The 18,591-nt window shown below is 70.2% G+C and carries 12 protein-coding genes; 5 read left to right on the plus strand and 7 right to left on the minus strand.

Going from position 1 to position 18,591, the window contains the following annotated elements; translation table 11 throughout:
* Positions 1–503 precede the first annotated feature (503 nt).
* From ACZ44S_RS12710 to ACZ44S_RS12720, 3 genes are all read left to right on the plus strand, one after another.
* Complete coding sequence (locus ACZ44S_RS12710; protein ID WP_466927734.1) at positions 504–2,549, plus strand: APC family permease; 2,046 nt, start codon at positions 504–506, stop codon at positions 2,547–2,549.
* Positions 2,550–2,617: 68 nt separating this feature from the next.
* Positions 2,618–3,946, plus strand: coding sequence for a class I SAM-dependent RNA methyltransferase (locus ACZ44S_RS12715; protein WP_466927735.1), 1,329 nt, complete (start codon positions 2,618–2,620; stop codon positions 3,944–3,946).
* Positions 3,947–4,273: 327 nt separating this feature from the next.
* Positions 4,274–5,782, plus strand: a complete 1,509-nt coding sequence (locus ACZ44S_RS12720; protein WP_466928078.1) for an AAA family ATPase — start codon at positions 4,274–4,276, stop codon at positions 5,780–5,782.
* 897 nt (positions 5,783–6,679) lie between these two features.
* Here the strand turns inward: ACZ44S_RS12720 and ACZ44S_RS12725 are convergent.
* Together ACZ44S_RS12725 and ACZ44S_RS12730 are read right to left on the minus strand one after the other, a co-directional pair.
* On the minus strand, positions 6,680–8,290 hold the full coding sequence (locus ACZ44S_RS12725) for an alpha/beta hydrolase (protein ID WP_466927737.1): 1,611 nt from the start codon (positions 8,288–8,290) through the stop codon (positions 6,680–6,682).
* Between the two features lie 118 nt (positions 8,291–8,408).
* Entirely contained in the window at positions 8,409–9,056 is a 648-nt protein-coding gene (locus ACZ44S_RS12730) for a hypothetical protein (protein ID WP_466927739.1), read from the minus strand.
* Between the two features lie 133 nt (positions 9,057–9,189).
* On the opposite strand from ACZ44S_RS12730, the gene ACZ44S_RS12735 reads away from it, so the two are divergent.
* On the plus strand, positions 9,190–9,801 hold the full coding sequence (locus tag ACZ44S_RS12735) for a TetR/AcrR family transcriptional regulator (protein WP_466927742.1): 612 nt from the start codon (positions 9,190–9,192) through the stop codon (positions 9,799–9,801).
* A 607-nt stretch (positions 9,802–10,408) separates the two neighbouring features.
* On the opposite strand, the gene ACZ44S_RS12740 is transcribed toward ACZ44S_RS12735, so the two are convergent.
* The 4 genes from ACZ44S_RS12740 to ACZ44S_RS12755 are packed head-to-tail and all read right to left on the minus strand — an operon-like array spanning position 10,409 to position 15,198.
* Positions 10,409–10,828 carry a hypothetical protein gene (locus ACZ44S_RS12740; protein WP_466927744.1) on the minus strand — a complete coding sequence of 140 codons (420 nt, stop codon included), beginning with the start codon at positions 10,826–10,828 and terminating at the stop codon, positions 10,409–10,411.
* 47 nt (positions 10,829–10,875) lie between these two features.
* A complete protein-coding gene (locus ACZ44S_RS12745) occupies positions 10,876–11,748 on the minus strand; it encodes a hypothetical protein (protein WP_466927746.1) in 873 nt (290 codons plus the stop codon).
* Between the two features lie 37 nt (positions 11,749–11,785).
* Positions 11,786–12,934 carry a hypothetical protein gene (locus ACZ44S_RS12750; protein WP_466927748.1) on the minus strand — a complete coding sequence of 383 codons (1,149 nt, stop codon included), beginning with the start codon at positions 12,932–12,934 and terminating at the stop codon, positions 11,786–11,788.
* Positions 12,931–15,198, minus strand: coding sequence for a hypothetical protein (locus tag ACZ44S_RS12755; protein ID WP_466927751.1), 2,268 nt, complete (start codon positions 15,196–15,198; stop codon positions 12,931–12,933). The genes ACZ44S_RS12750 and ACZ44S_RS12755 overlap by 4 nt, the downstream gene beginning before the upstream one ends.
* 517 nt (positions 15,199–15,715) lie before the next feature.
* On the opposite strand from ACZ44S_RS12755, the gene ACZ44S_RS12760 reads away from it, so the two are divergent.
* Positions 15,716–17,170: an RNB domain-containing ribonuclease gene (locus ACZ44S_RS12760; protein ID WP_466927753.1), complete on the plus strand. Its 1,455-nt coding sequence runs from the start codon at positions 15,716–15,718 to the stop codon at positions 17,168–17,170.
* Positions 17,171–17,304: 134 nt separating this feature from the next.
* Here the strand turns inward: ACZ44S_RS12760 and ACZ44S_RS12765 are convergent, their stop codons facing one another.
* A complete protein-coding gene (locus ACZ44S_RS12765; RefSeq protein ID WP_466927755.1) occupies positions 17,305–18,552 on the minus strand; it encodes a cytochrome P450 family protein in 1,248 nt (415 codons plus the stop codon).
* Positions 18,553–18,591: the final 39 nt, after the last annotated feature.

The raw sequence follows: 18,591 nt of genomic DNA on the forward strand, positions 1-18,591 counted from the left end.
GGGAACGCCCGAGACCCGGGCAAGGAGGAAACCGGCCATGACCGTGGAGATCGACGTCCTCGTCCTGGGCGGTGGCGGGCGCGTACGCGTGCACGGTGCCCTCGAGGCGGGCGGCGGCCATCGGCCCACGGGAACTGCTCGCCGAAGTCGCCGCGCCCGCCACAGCCCGGCACGGTCAGCGGCGCGTGATGCTGCGCACGCTCGCCACGGTGAGGATGCCGAGGCCGATGAGCGCGGCCGCGGCGCCGATCAGTTCTGCGGTCGTGTGCATGAGACCTCCACGTGGCGTGGTGACGGCTGCCGGGCGGCCGGTCGGATGGGCCGGGTGGCTGGTCATATGAGCATGGAACTTCCGCTCATATAGGCATGACACTTCCGCGACCTGCGGAATCGGCGCCCCGGCCCCCGGTGATTTCACCCGGAGAGCAGAGGGCGTATGGATGCCGTATGGATGTGGGTGGCGGGTGGGTCACCCCTTGGCCGACGGCTTACGATCCACTGTTGTGTCCAAACTGACCGACGTGCCCAAACGGATCCTCATCGGGCGCGCACTGCGCAGCGACCGGCTCGGGGAAACGCTTCTGCCGAAGCGCGTCGCACTCCCCGTGTTCGCCTCCGACCCGCTGTCCTCCGTGGCCTACGCCCCCGGAGAGGTGCTGCTGGTCCTGTCCATCGCAGGCCTGTCGGCGTACCACTTCAGCCCCTGGATTGCCGTCGCCGTCGTCGTGCTGATGTTCACGGTCGTCGCCTCCTACCGCCAGAACGTCCGTGAGTACCCGAGCGGCGGCGGCGACTACGAGGTGGCCAACACCAACCTCGGTCCCAAGGCCGGACTGACCGTCGCCAGCGCCCTGCTCGTCGACTACGTCCTCACCGTCGCCGTGTCGATCTCCGCCGGCGTCGAGAACCTGGGTTCGGCCATCCCGTTCGTCGTCGAGAACAAGGTGGCCTGCGCGATCGGCGTGATCGTGCTCCTGACACTGATGAACCTGCGTGGGGTCAGGGAGTCGGGCACACTCTTCGCGATCCCCACGTACGTCTTCGTCGCGGGCGTCGTCACCATGATCGGCTGGGGAGCCTTCCGCGCGGTCGTGCTCGGCGACGAGATGCGGGCACCGACCGCCGACTTCGAGATCAAACCCGAGCACCCCGGCCTCGCCGGCTTCGCCCTGGTCTTCCTGCTGCTGCGCGCCTTCTCCTCCGGCTGCGCCGCGCTCACCGGCGTGGAGGCGATCTCCAACGGCGTACCGGCGTTCCGCAAGCCCAAGTCGCGCAACGCGGCGACCACGCTCGCCATGATGGGCCTGCTCGCCGTCACCATGTTCTGCGGCATCATCGCGCTGGCCTTGGCCACGGACGTCCGCATGGCCGAGAACCCGGCCAACGACCTGATCCACGACGGCGCCCCGCTCGGCCCGGACTACGTCCAGGACCCGGTGATCTCCCAGGTCGCCGAGGCCGTGTTCGGCCACGGCAGCCTGCTGTTCATGATCCTCGCCGCCGCCACCGCGCTGGTGCTGTTCCTCGCCGCGAACACCGCCTACAACGGCTTCCCGCTGCTCGGCTCGATCCTCGCGCAGGACCGCTACCTCCCCCGCCAGCTGCACACGCGAGGCGACCGGCTCGCCTTCTCCAACGGCATCGTGCTGCTCGCGGGCGCCGCCGGACTGCTGGTGTGGATCTACGGCGCCGACTCCACGCGGCTGATCCAGCTCTACATCGTCGGCGTGTTCGTGTCCTTCACGCTCAGCCAGACCGGCATGGTGCGGCACTGGAACCGGCTGCTGGCCACCGAGAAGGACCGGGCCAAACGCCGCCGGATGATCCGCTCCCGGGCCGTCAACACCTTCGGCGCCTTCTTCACCGGTCTCGTCCTCGTCGTCGTGCTCGTCACCAAGTTCACCCACGGCGCCTGGGTCGCGCTGCTCGGCATGTGCATCTTCTACGCGACCATGACGGCGATCCGTAGGCACTACGACCGCGTCGCCGAGGAGATCGCGGCCCCGGAGACCCCGACCGACGACAGCGTGCGGCCGTCCCGGGTGCACTCTGTCGTCCTGATCTCCAAGATCCACCGCCCCACCCTGCGCGCGCTCGCCTACGCCAGGCTCATGCGCTCCGACACCCTCGAGGCGCTCAGCGTCAACGTGGACGCGGCCGAGACCAGGGCACTGCGCGAGGAGTGGGAGCGGCGCGGCATCGACGTACCCCTGAAGGTGCTCGACTCCCCCTACCGCGAGGTCACCCGCCCGGTGATCGAGTACGTCAAGAGCCTGCGCCACGAGTCACCGCGCGACGTGGTGTCCGTGATCATCCCCGAGTACGTGGTCGGCCACTGGTACGAGCACCTGCTGCACAACCAGAGCGCGCTGCGGCTCAAGGGCCGGCTGCTGTTCACGCCGGGCGTGATGGTGACCTCGGTGCCCTACCAGCTGGAATCCTCCGAGGCCGCCAAACAGCGGGCCCGCAGACGGCAGGACTGGGCGGCACCGGGCTCCGTGCGCCGCGGCCCGGCCGAACGGGCGAAGGACTCCTCCACACACACGTAGACTGGTGGGCTGTTGTCCCGGGCCCCCGAGGGGCCGGTCCGCTCTCGATGTTGTGGAGTCACCCCGCCATGCAGGCAGAACCGAGGAAATCACTGGTGGGGGAGGAGTACGAGGTCGAGGTCGGCCCCGTCGCCCACGGCGGCCACTGCATCGCCCGTACGTCCGAGGGCCAGGTCCTCTTCGTCCGGCACGCCCTGCCCGGCGAACGCGTGATCGCGCAGGTCACGGAGGGCGAGGAGGGGGCACGCTTCCTCCGCGCGGACGCGGTGCGGGTGCTGGACGCCTCCAAGGACCGCATCGACGCCCCCTGTCCGTTCGCCGGCCCCGGCCGCTGCGGCGGCTGCGACTGGCAGCACGCCAAACCGGGCGCACAGCGGCGCCTGAAGGGCGAGGTCGTGGCGGAGCAGTTGCAGCGACTGGCCGGGCTGACGCCCGAGGAGGCCGGCTGGGACGGCACCGTGATGCCGGCCGAGGGCGACAAGGTCCCCGCGGGCCAGGTCCCGGCCTGGCGCACGCGCGTGCAGTACGCCGTCACCGCCGACGGCCGCGCGGGACTGCGCCGGCACCGCTCGCACGAGGTGGAGCCGATCGACCACTGCATGATCGCCGCGGAGGGGGTCAGCGAGCTGGGCATCGAGAAGCGGGACTGGACGGGCATGGACTCCGTCGAGGCGATCGCCGCGACGGGCTCCCAGGACCGCCAGGTCGTCCTCACCCCCAAGCCGGGCGCCCGTCTCCCCCTGGTCGAACTCGACCGCCCCGTCTCGGTCCTGCGCGTCGACGAACGCAACGGTCAGATCCACCGCGTCCACGGCCGCCCCTTCGTTCGCGAGCGCGCGGACGGCCGCACCCACCGCGTCGCCGGCGGCGGCTTCTGGCAGGTCCACCCGAAGGCCGCCGACACCCTCGTCACCGCGGTCATGCAGGGCCTGCTGCCCCGCAAGGGCGACATGGCCCTCGACCTCTACTGCGGCGTCGGCCTGTTCGCGGGCGCCCTGGCCGACCGGGTCGGCGAGGCGGGCGCGGTCCTCGGCATCGAGTCCGGCAAGCGCGCGGTCGAGGACGCCCGCCACAACCTCGCGGACTTTCCCCGCGTCCGCATCGAACAGGGCAAGGTCGAGTCGGTCCTGCCCCGCACCGGCATCACGGAGGTCGACCTCGTCGTCCTCGACCCGCCGCGCGCCGGAGCCGGCCGCAGGACGGTGGCCCACCTGTCGTCCCTGGGCGCGCGCAGGATCGCGTACGTCGCCTGCGACCCGGCGGCGCTGGCACGGGACCTGGCGTACTTCCGGGACGGCGGGTACCGGGTGCGGACGCTGCGGGTGTTCGACCTGTTTCCGATGACGCACCACGTGGAGTGCGTGGCGATCCTGGAGCCGGGCAAGAAGGGCGCCTGACCTGCGGTTTCGTAGTTGACCTCACGGGTTCGACGTGTTCTCGTTCCCCGCAACAGGTCGATCCGCCCACACAGCCCCGACCTGCATGTTTCCTCTGGTCGGGGGCGCTGCGGTGCGCGACGGTGCCGTCTTTTCGGGAATCCTGACGCTCGATTGACGCTCGGATCCCGGCGGATCATGGGGCCGTTCGGGGGAGTTACCGGTGCGAGGCAGGGTCGGCCGGATGACCGGATGTCCTCCTTGACGAGTCTGCCTGGACGGATGCTGTACAAGTAGACTTGTACCATCTGCGACGTGGCGGACCTGTCCCGATGTGGGGTCTCTCTGATGAACAAGAACCTGCCGCTCAAGCCTGAAGATGTGGTCGACCGGGACCGGGAGTGGGACCTGCTGGCCGAGTTCGTCACGGATCCGGATCCGGCGATGCGCCTGGGCATCGTGTCGGGGCGCAGGCGGCACGGGAAGTCGTATCTCTTGCAGGCGTTGTGCGAGCGGGTGGGCGGCCTCTATGTCACCGCGGTGCGGGAGGAGGGCCGGCTGCCGGCGATCCGGCGGTTCGGCGACGCGGTCGCGGCCCACGCCGGTCTGCAGCCCGGCACGCTGCGGCTGTCCGACTGGCGCGAGGTCCTGACCAACGCCCTTGATGTAACCGTTCGCTCGGGTGCGCCGCTGCTGGTGATCGACGAACTGCCGTATCTGCTCCAGCACTCGCCGGAGATCCCCGGGCTGCTCCAGCAGCTCTACGACGAGCGCCAGCGCGGAAGCGGCACCGGCGTCCGCCCCGGCCCGCGGCTGATCCTCTGCGGCTCCGCCATGAGCGTCATGCACGAACTGCTCTCGGGCACCAAGCCGTTGCGGGGCCGTGCCGTGATCGACCTCCGGCTGGGTGCCTTCGACTACCGGGCCGCACGCGACTTCTGGCGGATCGACGATCCGCTGACCGCCCTGCAGGTCCACGCCGTCCTGGGCGGAGCCCCCGGCTACCGGCCGGTGGCCGCCCGCCCCCACCCGAAGGACGGCTTCGCCGCCTGGTTGACCCGCACGCTCCTGGACCCCGGCCGGGCCGTCTACTCGCGCACAGAGACCGAGTACCTGCTGCGGGAGGACCCACGCATCACCCAGCACACCCTGTACTACGACATCCTCACCGCGATCGCCCAGGGTGCCTCGACCCCGACGAAGATCGGGGCAGCCCTGGAGCGTCAACGCAACGCGGTCACACACCCGTTGGACGTTCTGGAGTCCACCGGTTACGTCCAGCGCGAGCAAGACATTCTGCGCCCGCGTCACCCGGTCATCACGCTCGCCGACCCCGTCATCCGCTTCAACCAACTGATCACGCTGCCGCAGGCCGCCACCGTCGAGCAGGGCTTCGCGGAACAGGCGTGGCAGGCCGCTACGACGACCTTCAACTCCAAGATCTTGGGACCGCACTTCGAGGATCTCGCCCGTACCTTCACCCGTCGCTACGCCCATACCCTCCTTCCCGGCGGCCTGCCGGGCCCCGTCGGCACCACCGAGGTCGCCGACCCGGCGGCCCGCACGAAGCACGAGGTCGACGTGCTCGCCCTTGCCCTGGGTGAGCGTCCGCAGGCGCCGCGCGCCCGGATCACCCTGATCGGTGAGGCCAAGGCCACCGCCGCCCGCCGCGGCACCGGCGACCTGCAACGCCTCGAGCACATCCGGGGCTTGCTCACCGGCCAGGGCTACGACACCACAGGCGCCACGCTGGCCCTGTTCTCCCTGCACGGTTTCTACCCGGACCTGGTCGAATTGGCGGCCAGACGTGATGATCTCCTCCTGGTCGACCTGCCGGGCCTCTACGGGGGCGGTTGACCTCAGCAGGGATTTTGCCCGTCAAGTCGATGAACGGCGTAGAGAGGAAGAGATCAGACCCTGACAGGACAAGGGCCGCCAGGGCGTTGGGGATCGAGGTGCGGCATCACCGCCACCCCGGGAGGTGCCCATGGGACGCCGTGACGATGCACACGGGGAACGGCTCGACGCACGGTCGGAGGACCCTGACGGAACCGGTGAGGCGACGAAGGAGAGACCGCCACCCACGTCACCGAGGAGCTTCCGCCCCCCTTCCCGCGTCGGGAAAGCCGGCCTTCTTGTGCGGCTCCGGCCGGGACGCCGGTGACCTCGATACGCTGTTACCGGCGCCGACCACCAGGACGCCCCGTCCGCGGGGTTGGCCTTTCAGACGGTTCCTGGCTGCTGCGTGGAGCGCAGCGTTCCGGGGCCTGTTCGCCGACCATGCGGTGCCCGTGGGCGTGGGTGAGGATCGCTGACGCGTGCCCAGGTGTGCAGACCGTGCAGACTGAACGCCTCGGGGGCGGCGGGGATCTCGTCATCGGCCGGGGCGGCGTCCAGGAGTGTCAGGACGGCATACGTCAGGGCGAGTGTGCGGAGGCCGGTGCAGGCAGGTGGCCAGGCGGCTGCGGGGCCGGGTTCCAGGCGGCTGCGGTCCGGGAGGGCCAGCAGCAGCGCTCGTCAACCACATCGGCGCGCTTCACGCCGCGTTTGCGGCTGCCGTGAACGCTACGAAACGGCTCGCGAAGCAGCGGCGACGCGATCATGAACGCGGCATGATGGAGGGGTTCGGCGTGCCTGCATACCGGACACCGCCGTCCGGGCGGTCCTGCCGTGCGGCCCGCGCGACGTTCACCGTCGGCTTGCCGTCCGGGCCGGGAAGGAACCCCACGTCTGCCGTTGAAGATCGGCTGTGAGTCAACGGTTCGCGAAGACAAGGGGACGGGTGGTGGCGGGCTTGTCCGTCTTGCATACGGTGCCGTCGGCGGGGTGGGTGCCATGGACGAGGGCGGCGTCAACTGCCCTATTGACACACGAGTTGATGCCGTAGGAGCCGTGTCCGACTCCTTCACGCGTGAGCAGGACCGCGGAGTCCAGGGTGCGGGTCATGTTCTCGGCCCAGTGGTGGGGGGTGACGGGGTCCAGTCGGCCCGCGACCACCAGTGCCGGCGGCGTACCGGCGCCGGTGAGCGGCTTGAGGACGCGGTCCTTGTTCGGCGCGGACCACCGAGCGCAGTTCAGGGCGGAGTAGGCGGCCCGGGGCCCGATCCGCCTGGCCTCAGTGACGACCTTGGTGGCCGCGGCCTTGTGTGCGGCGATGCCGGCCGGGGTCTGCCAGTCGGCGCAGCGCACCGCGGTGTGGGCTTCGAACATCGCGGTGGGGACAGGGAAGGGGGACACCGTGACGCTGCTCCACAGGGTGTACAGGGGTGCGCCGTTGCCGTCCTGTGCGGCCAGCAGCGCCGAGGTCAGCAAGGGCCAGGTGTTCTGGTCGCCGGCCAGGGCTCGGGTGGCCTCGAGGGCCATGGCGCCGTCGAGTTCGCCGCCCGGGGTGGTGTCCTTGACGGGTGCGGTCTTCAGCGGCTTCGCTTCCAGCGTCTTGATCAGAGTGTCGAACGCCGCCTGCGGGTCTCCCGCGCCGAACGGGCACACCGCGGTCCCTTCGGTGCGGCAGGTCTCGATCCAGGAGTTGAGCGTCCGTTCGCTCGCCACGGCGACGTCGTTGAGGAAGGGGAGGGAGTTGCCGAACCACAGGTTGGTGTCGACGGGCGCGTCGAGCACCATCTGGCGGACGCGGTCTGGGAACAGGGTGGCGTACATCGGGCCGACCACGGTGCCGTAGGACAAGCCGTAATACGTGATCCTGTCCTCGCCGAGCGCGGAGCGGACCTGGTCGACATCGCGGGCCACGTTGTCGGTGGACAGGCTGGCCAGGAACTTCTTGCTGTGGTGTTCGACGCAGCCGTCGGTGAACACGGCGGCATCGGACAGCAGCCGCGGCAGGGGCTTGCCCCCGGGGACGGCCGGGTCGAAGGCGGTGCCGGCGGCGTCGGCTCGCTGCTCGTCGGTCAGACAGCGAACGGCCTGCGATCCGCCGACGCCGCGCGGATCCATCGCGATGATGTCGAATCGGGCGAGCACCGCGTCCGAGAAGACGCCAGGAGTGCCGGCCGCCTTGGGCAGGTTGCGCAGAGTTTCGGTGGCGGGAACACCCGGCCCGCCCGGGTTGAAGATCAGGCTGCCGATGCGGCGGTCGGGATCGGTGGCCCGGTGTCGCATGACCGCGAGCGGGATCTGCGTGCCATCGGGCTCGGTGTATTCCTGCGGCACCTTGATCGTGGCGCATTCGAGGTTCTTTCCGCACGTGCTCCACGTGAGCGGGCCCGGGGACGGGACGGAGGCCGACGTGGCCCCCGCGGACGTGCTGCGCGGCCCCGAGGCGCCGGACGAACACCCGGTCAGGGCCATGAGGGCTGCGGCGAGCGCCGCCCCGTACCGGGCGGCGGGCCTGGGCCTCGACTGGATCATGATGATCTTCCTTTCGTCGTACTCGTGTCGTTTCGTGCGGCCGGGCCGGGCCGTGCCGGTCGTGCGGCAAGCCGGCCGAAGAGGGCTGACGTGGTCGTGCCTTCCTCGCTTCGAGGGGTTAGTGACCCGCCGCGTCGAGCAGAGAGGAGTACCGCAGGCGGAGCGCGCGCTCCATGCTCGCCAGAACGGCCCCGCCCCCCAGTGCGAGGTTCAGCCAGATCGGCAGGTGTACCGGCGATTCGAACGTTCCGACCCGTTGCGTGACGGGAGGAATGTGTGAGAGGGGTTCAGCGAGCTGCAACAGGTTCAGGCCCACACCGATGACGAGCAGCAGCACCGATCCCATGGCGATCGCCCGGCTCAGTCCCGGACGGCGGGCACCGAAGCGCGCCCGCCGTCCCTCCGCCGAGGCCGGGTCGGGCGTGAGCTGACGCGGCTGTCCGTCCCGGGGGCGGTAGTGGCAGCGTTTGATGCCGTAGTTGCTCATTGCCACCTCGATGACGCCCCCGTCGACGGGGAAGACCGCCGGCAGCTTCGACTCGGCCACGTGCCTGCCGTCCAGGAACAGATGCGCCCGGATCTTGCTGTTGTCCAACCGCGCCCAGTGCCGTACGTCGACGGCGTGCAGGCGGGCGTGTCCGCCGGCACCGGGAAGCCGTAGCCAGAACAGGGAGCGCAGGGGGAGCTGCCACCAGCGGAACCGCTGCAGTTCCCTGCCGTCTCCCGGCTTGAGGCGCTTCGACGCCGCCCACTTCTTCCAGGCCATGCTCCGCCCCTCCTGCGCACATCAGCCGCACCGACCGTCACTAGTACGGCGTGTTAGAGAAACGCTAGCACACTGTACTAGTACGGCGTGCTAGTACAGTGGGAGGCTGGGGAGAAGCGAAGGAAAGCGGAGCATGGAAACACGCGAGAAGATCCTCCAGGCCGCTGCGGAGATGATCGCCGAGGACATGGCGGCGAAGCTGAGCGTGCGAGCGGTCGCCGCGCGTGCGGGAGTGAGCACCGGCTCGCTGAGGTTCCACTTCCCCACCCAGCGCGCCCTGCAGGACAGCCTGCTCGCGCGGATCTACGAACACCTCCTGCCCGGCGACCCGATCCGGGACCGGACACTGCCGCCCCGCGAACGGCTGCTGAACTGTCTGCGGCAGGTTCTCGCACCGATCGGCACCAGCGAGGACGCGCGAACCGCATGGGGCACGATGTATCGGGCCTTCATCGAACCCGAGCCGACCGAACGGGTACGCGCCGCGTACCTCGGCCATGAGCGGGAGGCGGAGCGCCGGGTCGAACACTGGCTGACCGTGCTCGCCGAGGAAGGCGCACTGCCCCCGGGAGACCACACCCGCAACGTCAGGTTCCTTCTCACCGTCCTCAATGGACTCTCGGTCGAACGCGCCCTGCCCACCCGCGAATCCGTCCTCATCGCCGAGACCGAGACCCTCAACGCCGCCGTCGACCACGTCCTCTCCACCGGCCCCGCACCACCCGCCGGAGCGACTCGGCCGTGAACCGGCCCAACCACCCCTCCGCGCCACTTCCCCCCGACGGGTAGAGGTGCGAGCGCCGGCCCGCCGCCCGCCGTTGCGTCACGGTTTTCCATGGGGTCACGGCGCGACCGTGCCGACGGCACCGGACGCTGAGGGAGACGCGATCACGGCGTGGAGCCCGGGAGATGGCGGAGCCGGCCGCCACCAGCCTCGGCGGAGAGGAACACGGTCAGGGCGTTGTCGGTCGGCGACAACGTCTGCCGTGACGCCCGTTTGACGCTCTGGGCGCCTCCAAGCTGCAGAGCGAGCCGAGAAGGAGGTTCTGACCTGGCCTTTTCTTCGGCTCGCTCAGGCCAACGTCTTTCCGATGACGCATCATGTGGAGTGCGTCGCGATCCTTGAACCGGCCGCAAAGGGCTCCTGGGCTGCGGTCTTGTCCATGCGCATGAGGTGCGGTGTGGGCGTTCCGGGCGACATCCTGACGCTGAAATGACGCTCGTGACGCTTATTCTGATCAGGCGTCAGGTGCCCAGGATGGCCGTTTGCCGTACCGGCGCGCCCTGGCCACCCGCTACGACAAACGGGCTCGCCACAACGAAGCCCTCGCCAACCTGCCCGAGCACCGCGTCTAGCCGTGTGCCCGGCCGGAGCGAAGGTCGGTCATACGCTCCACGGACTTGTTCATGCTGTAGACAATGTTCGAGATCCGGAGGCTGCCACCGAAGCGGACCGGGACGACGAGTGAGTGACCGTCCTGTTCCGGGCGGGCTTCGACGACGTCGAAGACCCTCTTCCCGTCCCGTGCCACCACAAAGTCCAGGTTCTCCACCCTGATCAGCTCGAATCGTGGAGGGAGGATCTCACCCAGGAAACGCACCCGGAAGGCGTCCCGCCAAGCGACGGCAAGCCTTGCTCGCAGCCGCGCCCGGACTCGCTCCCCGGTCGGCCGGAACTCGCAGCGGAACTCCAGGAGCCGGTTTTCCTTCAGCCAGCTCTCATCGAATACCGGCGCACTCTCGAAGCCGAGTTCGTGGTCGGGCAGCGGCACTCTGACGCCGACCTGGATGTTCAGAAGAGCGCGCCTCTTGCCGGGGGTCAGGAAATCACCGCCGAGATCCAGAGGACCCCGGCCAGGACCAGCAGCAGGAGCAAGGCAGCCACCGACGCCCGGGCCGTCGGAGTCCGCCACCAGGCTTTTGGGTGGGGTCCCGCAGGGGCGGCAGCAACGAGAGGCCGCGGCGGCCCCAGCGCCGGCAGCCTTTCGAAGGGCATGGCCGGATCGCCGACCTGGCCTCCCTCGACCAGGACCGCGAGTCGTCCCGGGAACAGGTCGACCACGTCCTGAGCCTCGGACACCAGGTTGAGCAGATGCGCCTGCCCCCGTTCCTTGCCGGAGAGGAGGGCCGACAGCCGGGTGAGGAAAGCCGCCGCGGACCCAGGGGCCGCTCGTCCGGCGATCCACCGGTCGGCGTTCCCGATGTGTCCGGCGGGGGCCTCGTACCGTAGGGGCTCCAGGGCGGTGATCGCCGTGAGCAGCCGGTCGGTCAGTGCCGCGCGGGCCGCGGTGTGTTCGGCGGGGGCGGCGAGGAGAGGGTCCACCTCCTCGGCCGGGCACAGCCCGTCGAGGAGGCCGGACAGCTCCCCACGGCCCTGTTCGTCCGCCGCGAGGTCGGCCAGCAGGTGGGAGGCCAGGCTCAGGACGACCGCCTCGTTCTCCTCCGCGGTGTCGTACGCGCCCTCCAGAACGAGGGTGTAGTAGATGAGCCTGCCCCCGGAGTCGGTGCGGGCCGACGGGATGCCGCTGAGCAGCACCCGCCAGTGCTCCCGGCCGCCCTCGGCGACAGCGAGCAGACAGGGCCGCTCGGTGGCGATCCAGTCACTGTACGCGTCCCACCACCGCGTGCCGGGTGCGGAATTGATGAATGCGTAGTCGAGTCCGCGTGGTGTGCCGCGAGTACGCAGGTGCATGCGCACGAGGAGGGTCCCTTACCTTCAGCGGGCCGGGTCAGCTCAGGTGGTGCAGGCGGGGGCCGTTCTGCCGCTCGGCCAAGGCCGCCAGCACGTCGAGGAGGGACTTGGTGGTCTCCTGTGCTTCCAGGTAGCGCTCCCGGTGGTTGTCGGCGACGCGCTCGCGCCGGCTGCGCTCCCCGTTGACCTTCAGCCACAGGTCGCGAAAGAAGCCCTCGCGCAGATCGGCGTACTCTCTGGAGTGCCGGGCGGTTGCCTGGCGCTGGGCGGTGGTCTGCTCGCTCTGCATGCGTGCGGTGTCGACCAACTGGCGGCAGAGCAGGCTGATCAGGTCGTCCAGGCCCTTTCTGACGATGGTGCCGGGCGGCCGGACCCGGTACTTGGGTACCAGGATGACCCCGCCCGGGGCGTCGGCGTGTGGCGTCCAGCGAGCCGAGACCAGCTCCACGCACCCGTAGGTGTCGATCGGCAGATAGCGGATCGAGGCATGCGGTGCGGCCTCCCGGATGGTTTCCAGCACCTCGCTGAACTGGTCGACGACCTGGTGCCTCAGCTCCGCGGACTCGTCCTGGAGACTGCCGCTGTCCGGCAGATACGTCTCGCACTTGACCGGACAAAAGATCACCATCGCGGGCTCGCCGGTCCGCTCCCGGCGGTTCTTGGCCCACCGCAGTGCGACCTGTTTGATCTGGAACACCCGCAGCTGGGATGTCAGCAGGGGGGCGTGTTCGGCGCCGGCCTCCATGAGGAGCACCGAGTCGATCGGCACGATCAGCACCGAGCTGTCGGCCAGGAACGCTTCGCACTCGTTCCACTTGTGTTCGTGCTCAAAACTCTCGCCGCCGTTCTCCAGCCAGCCGCCGGGATAGTCGAGGATGTCGAATCTGATGGGCACGTCCCGGCCCCGGGGCTCCAGCAGCAGCCGGAACCACGACGGGTCGCTCGTGCTCGGCATCAGCTTCGGTTGGAACACCCGGGCTTTGAGCGCCCCGCTGACCAGGTTGTCGGTGGTGGCGATCCGGTTGCGGGTGGGCCGGTCGGCAGCGGTCAGCTGCACCGCGGTCTCCCGGTTCAGCAGTCGCTGCCCCTCCGTCAGCAGGCCGGCGATCAAGGTGCTCTTGCCCGCCTGGCTCGGCGCCAGCAGGCCGATCTTGTACTCGAAAACCGGGCCCTGGGCGTCCATCACAGCGCCTCCCCTTCCCGCTCCGTGAGAACGGCGATCTCGTGGACCACCCTGACCACCCGCGCGAAGCGTCTGTTGGCCTCGTCGATACCGCGGAACTCCTCCGGCCACAGGTCGTTGCGATAGCTGCGGACGAAGCGGCGGAACTCCTGCTCCGAGGTGCCGGAGCGGATCAGGGTGTCCTCGAACTGCTCGAGGAGCGCGTGGACCACGGCCGTCGGGATGGCCGCCTCACGCAGCAGCGACTTCTGGATGCGGAACGCCGCCTGCTCGGCGAGGCCGTTGAAGATGCCGTACAGCTCCTTGGCGCCCTCCTCCGTCAGCGGCACCGCCACCTGCTGCATCTCCTCGCCGGTGTCGGGGTGAGTGACCTGGATGTTCAGCGGGGCGAGGTCGGGACGGACCCGGGGGTGGAGGAGGGTGCGGTACTCCAGGCGTACGTCGAGGAGGCTGTGGACCGTTGCGGCCAGGCCCGGGCAGGGTTGCGGGGATTCCTCGAACAGTTCCGCGAGGCGGCTCAGCACGGCCCGGCCGGAGGAAGTCCCGCCGTCGGCGGATTCGGCGAACAGCGCGCCGCACTCGGCCGCCACGGCCGCCGCCGCCCGGTCCCACGCGTCAGTGAGCCGCTCGGTGAAGAAGTCGTCGAGTGCCGCGAATCGGCGGCTGATTTCGACCCGGATCCGGTTGAACTCGTGTCCGGCGAAGTCCGCCGGATGCCCCTCGGTGATCATCCGGGTGAGGGCCAGGTCCTGCCAGGCCTCGGCGCCGCGCCCGAAACCGTCGTCGATCCAATCCAGTACGCCCTGGTAGGCGGACTCGACCGCCTGGACGAAGCCCGGGTCGGCGGGATGGTTCGCCTCCGCCGCGAGCTCCGCGACCAGCACCCGCAGCCGCTTGGCGACCCCGCTGCGCAGTTGCTCGGCCTTGGCGTCGTTGACCTCCTCCGGCACTCCCGCGCGCCGCGCCACCTGCTCCAGCACCCGCCGTACGTCGGTGAGGTGCAGCCCGATCCGGTCCCGCACCGCGGCGGCGCGGCCACGGGTGCCGGAGAGTACCTCGGCGTCCATCACCGGCAGCCCGTCGGCCAGCTTGGTCAGCAGGGGCGTAAGCACCTCACGGCCGACCCGGCCCGGATCGCGTACGTCGGTCTCCAGGACGGTGATGAAGCGGTCGGCCTCCCCGCCGTTGAGGTTGCGCAGCAGATCCCCCCGGAGGTCCTCGGTGAGATGCGGCTTGTCCGGGTCGAGGTTGTGCACGACGTGGGTGAACTCACCGATGCTGCGCACATGGCCGCGTACCCGGTCCAGCAGGGACATCCCGGAGGCGTCGGTCTCGTCGAAGAACGCGGAGGTGTCGGAGGAGCGCTTGACCACCAGGACCGCGTCGACCTCGTTGCGCAGCCCGTCCACATGGCGTTGCTCGGCGTCGGCGGTGACCTCGCCCAGGCCCGGCAGGTCCACGATGCCGATGCGGGCCACGTGCTCGTGCGGGAAGGGACACTCGATCCGCGCCTCGCGGACGGCGGCGTAGGCGCGCGGAACTCCGTCCGCTCCCGCGGCCTTGATCTCCTCGCTGGTCGGATACGCGACGTAGGGGCGGATCTCCTCCAGCGGTACGGACTTCACCCCGCCGGTCAGCAGGTGCTCGTACGAGGGCAGTGCGCTCTGAAGGTCCCGCAGCCGGGTGAGCAGCAGGCGCTTGCGGGTCTCCTCGTCCGCCTTCGGGTACTTCCGGGCGGCGAACTCCGTCAGGGAACGCGGCGGCGCGGCGAGCCCGACGGCGGTGTGCAGCGGGACGATCACCTCGGCGAGGAAGCTCTCCGGGCTGTGCATCTCCAGCTCGGCCCGGCGCACCGTGGGCGAATGGAAGATCCGGCTGCGTACGGCGGTGACCGGGATGCCGTGACCGGTCGGGATCTGCTGGTCGCCCAGGCCGGAGACCGATTGCAGCAGGGTGCTCTTGCCCATTCGGGCCGCCCCGCTCACTCCGAGGTTGACGGTGGGCCGGGTGAAGCGCGCGGCGATCGTCCGGAAGGAGTCGGCGACCTCGGCCGCACCGGCACGGATGTCGGGCAGCTGAGGGACGGTCAGGGAGGCGGCGAGGTCCGGATCGAGGGTGGTGTGGACGCGGAGGTCGGCGAGGGCGGTGTCCAGCTCGTCCAGCCGCTCGCCCAGCGTCTTCCAGCGGGAGCTCTCACACTCCACCGCCGGAAGCTGACGCAGGCGCGTTTCCAACAGGGCGTCGATCGCCCCGGATATGTCTGACATGTTCCCCCCAGCGTGCAGTGCCGGTTCCCTACCCCTCAGGACCGGTTCGGGAAACCACTCCCGATATGGCAGGTAACGTAGTGGGTGGGCCCTTACGCCGTCCGGGGTTCGGGGAATTCCGCACAGGCGCGTGGGGCCGTGCCCTCAGGTCAGCCGGCATGTGGACGGCTGCCGCCGCGGCAGCGTTTTCGATGGCCGGATCACCGAGAGGGCGCTCCGCCGCGGAAGCGGGTCTTCTCCTGACCGCCGACCGGATCGCCTCCGGCGCCGCGCTCCTCACGCTGCACACCCTCACCACCGCCCGCCCCGTAGACCGACGTGGTGCGTCGCAGGGCGGAGGGTCGCCCCCATGCTGGGCGTGCTTCGGGCGATCCGGCAACGCGGCGAGGTGCCGGTAACTGTCGTCGCGCGCCCTCCGGCGATGTCCCCTCCCCGCGCGGCCGCCGCCGCCTGGCCTCCTCCGCCGCCCGGCCCCGCTCGCCGCGCCGGTTCATGACCGCCGCCCTACGCTCGGGGCATGCAACGCCGCCTGACGCACATGTCTGCCGAGGCCCAGGACGCTCTGCGCACCGCGCTGGAGGAACTCCGCGCGGAGCTGAAGGTCCCCCTGGGCTTCCCCAAGCGCGTCCTCAAAGCGGCCGACAAGGCCGCGGGTGAGGCGCGCTTGCCCGACAAGGACGCCACCCACCTACCGTTCTTCACGATCGATCCGCCGGCCTCGAAGGACCTCGACCAGGCCATGCACCTGGAACGGCGGCCCGGTGGCGGCTACCGCGTGTACTACGCCATCGCGGACGTGGCGACCTTCGTCAGGGCGGGCAGCCCTCTGGACGTCGAGGCGCACGACAGGATCGAGACGCTGTACTTTCCCGACCTCAAGGTGCCTCTGTACCCGCCCGTCGTCTCCGAGGGCGCGGCCAGCCTGCTGCCGGACAAGGACCGCCCCGCCCTGTTGTGGCAGCACGACCTCGACGCCCACGGCAATCTGACCGACTCGTCCGTGAGCCGGGCCATGATCCGAAGTCGGGCCCGGCTCGACTACGCCTACGCCCAGCAGGCCATCCAGAACGGCACGGCGGAGGAGTCCCTCGCCCTGCTGCGGGAGATCGGCGAGCTGCGGGAGGCTGTCGAGATCGCGCGCGGCGGCATCTCGGTGAATCTGCCGGACCAGGAGGTCACCCTCGAGGACGGATCGTTCCGGCTGCGCTACGTGGCGACGCTGCCGGTCGAGGGCTGGAACGAGCAGATCTCCCTCATGACCGGGATGTCCGCGGCCCGGATCATGCTCGACACGGGTACCGGCATCCTGCGGACCCAGAAGGAGCAGGCCGGTCAGAACGTGGTCAAGCGCCTGCACGACATCGCGAAGGCCCTGGGCATCGTCTGGCGGCCCGGCATCTCGTACGCCACGCTGGTCCGCAAGCTCGACCCCCGGAACCAGCAGCACGTTGCCTTCCTCACCGAGGCCACGAGCACGATGCTCAAGGCGGAGTACACCGTCTTCCGCGACGACCAGAAGCCGGCGTACACGCTGCACGCAGCGATCGCGGCCCCGTACACCCATTGCACAGCTCCGCTGCGGCGCCTGGTCGACCGGTACACCGGGGAGCTGTGCGTGATGGCGTGCGCGGACAAGGCCCCGCCGAACTGGGTGCTCGACGCCCTGTCCTGCATCCCGTGCGACACGGCACGGGGGAAGGGCGGCCTGGCGGCCCGGCAGACCGTGGACCTGGCCGAGGCCGCGGTGCTCAAGGACCGTGTGGGCGAGGTGTTCGACGCCACGGTCATCGACACCGACGCGGAGCGGGGCAGGCCGCGCGAGGGCAAAGTGTTCCTGGCCGACCCCGCCGTGCTGGCCAAGGTCGTCTCGACCAACGCCCTGGATCTCCAGCTCGGATCCAGCATCAGGGCCAGGCTCAAGCAGGCGGACCCCGCCGCGGACGGGGACAAGGTCCTCTTCACCGTGCCCTGAGGCCGTCCTCGGAGCCTGGGCGGGCACGCTGCGCTTGACGCGCCTGTCCCCCGTGTGGGATTTGATTGAGGTGGGCGTCCCGACCGCGTCGACCGGGCGGTCGGTTCGCCCGAGAGTCCGGAAGCGGCGCTCCCTCACCCCTTCAGCCGCACCGGCAACTTCCGCACGCTGTTCCCCACGAACGAGGCGTGGCGCGGCAGTTCCGGCTCCGGGACCGCGAGGTCCAGGGCCGGGAAGCGGGTGAAGAGCAGTTCCAGGGCCGTGGTGCTCTCCAGACGGGCCAGGGGTGCGCCCATGCAGTAGTGCGCGCCGTGTCCCAGGGAGAGATGGCGGGACGCGCCGGTGCGGGTGATGTCGAAGCGCGCCGCGTCCGGGCCGTGGGCCCGCGTGTCGCGGCCGGCCGCCGAGTACCCTGCGAGGACCGGGGTGCCCTGGGGGATCACGGTGCCGTCCAGGGTCAGATCGCGGGTCGGGTAGCGGAACGGGAAGTAGCTGACCGGGCTGTCCCAGCGCAGGGTCTCCTCCACCACATCCGCCCAGCTCGCCTCGCCGGAGCGGACCAGGTCGAGCTGGTCCCGGTGGGCGCACAGGGCGCGTACGGCGTTCGTGATCAGGTTCAGCGTCGTCTCGTGCCCCGCGATGATGGTCAGCATCAGCGTGCCGATCAGCTCGTGCGGGCTGAATCGGTCGCCGCTCTCCTCACGGGCCGCGATCAGCGCGCTGGTGAGGTCGTCCCCCGGATCGGCCGCCCGGGCGGCCGCGACCGCGCTCAGCACCTCCACCATCTCCCGGTTGGCCGCCATCGCCTCGGCCGGACCGATGTCCGTGGCCACGATCTGGTTGGAGAGGTCGTGCAGCCGGTCGTGGTGGGCCTCGTCCACGCCCAGCAGTTCGCAGATGACGCCCATCGGCAGCGGCAGGGCGAAGTGGGTGCGCAGATCGACGACGCCGTCCTCGGTGGCGGCCGCCTCGAGGCCGCTCAGCAGGCGGGATGTCAGGTCCACCACGTAGGGGCGGAGTTCCTCGACCCGGCGGGCCGTGAACGCCTTGCTCATCAGCGACCGCAGCCGCCGGTGGTCGGCGCCGTCCGCGGTCGTCATCCCCTGCACCGTGGCGAACGTCTTCAGCGGCCAGCCGTCGGGGATCTCCCCGGCCTGCAGCGCTGTGAAGTGCTGTGCGTTCTTGGCGACGTCGGGGTGCGCGAGGAACTCCTTCAGCGCGTCGTGGCCCAGCACTGCCATCCCCTGCACGTCGCCGGGCAGGACCACCGGGGTGACCGCCCCCTGGGCCAGCAGCCGGGCGTTGGCCGCGTGCGGGCAGCCCCCCGCCGGGTCCAGACGGTGCGGAAGGCCGGCCGCGGGGTTCACCGGTGACGTGTTCAACAGGGCTCCAGGTCTTCGAAGGGGCAGAGACAAGCCGAG

This window comes from Streptomyces malachitofuscus, from assembly GCF_055571035.1.

What these genes read in the sequence shown, in the direction of transcription:
- ACZ44S_RS12715 (WP_466927735.1), top strand. Translation starts at nt 2,618, where the DNA reads ATGCAGGCAGAACCGAGGAAATCACTGGTGGGGGAGGAGTACGAGGTC.
- ACZ44S_RS12720 (WP_466928078.1), top strand. Translation starts at nt 4,274, where the DNA reads ATGAACAAGAACCTGCCGCTCAAGCCTGAAGATGTGGTCGACCGGGAC.
- ACZ44S_RS12725 (WP_466927737.1), bottom strand. Translation starts at nt 8,290, where the DNA reads ATGATCCAGTCGAGGCCCAGGCCCGCCGCCCGGTACGGGGCGGCGCTC.
- ACZ44S_RS12730 (WP_466927739.1), bottom strand. Translation starts at nt 9,056, where the DNA reads ATGGCCTGGAAGAAGTGGGCGGCGTCGAAGCGCCTCAAGCCGGGAGAC.
- ACZ44S_RS12735 (WP_466927742.1), top strand. Translation starts at nt 9,190, where the DNA reads ATGGAAACACGCGAGAAGATCCTCCAGGCCGCTGCGGAGATGATCGCC.
- ACZ44S_RS12745 (WP_466927746.1), bottom strand. Translation starts at nt 11,748, where the DNA reads ATGCACCTGCGTACTCGCGGCACACCACGCGGACTCGACTACGCATTC.
- ACZ44S_RS12755 (WP_466927751.1), bottom strand. Translation starts at nt 15,198, where the DNA reads ATGTCAGACATATCCGGGGCGATCGACGCCCTGTTGGAAACGCGCCTG.
- ACZ44S_RS12760 (WP_466927753.1), top strand. Translation starts at nt 15,716, where the DNA reads ATGCAACGCCGCCTGACGCACATGTCTGCCGAGGCCCAGGACGCTCTG.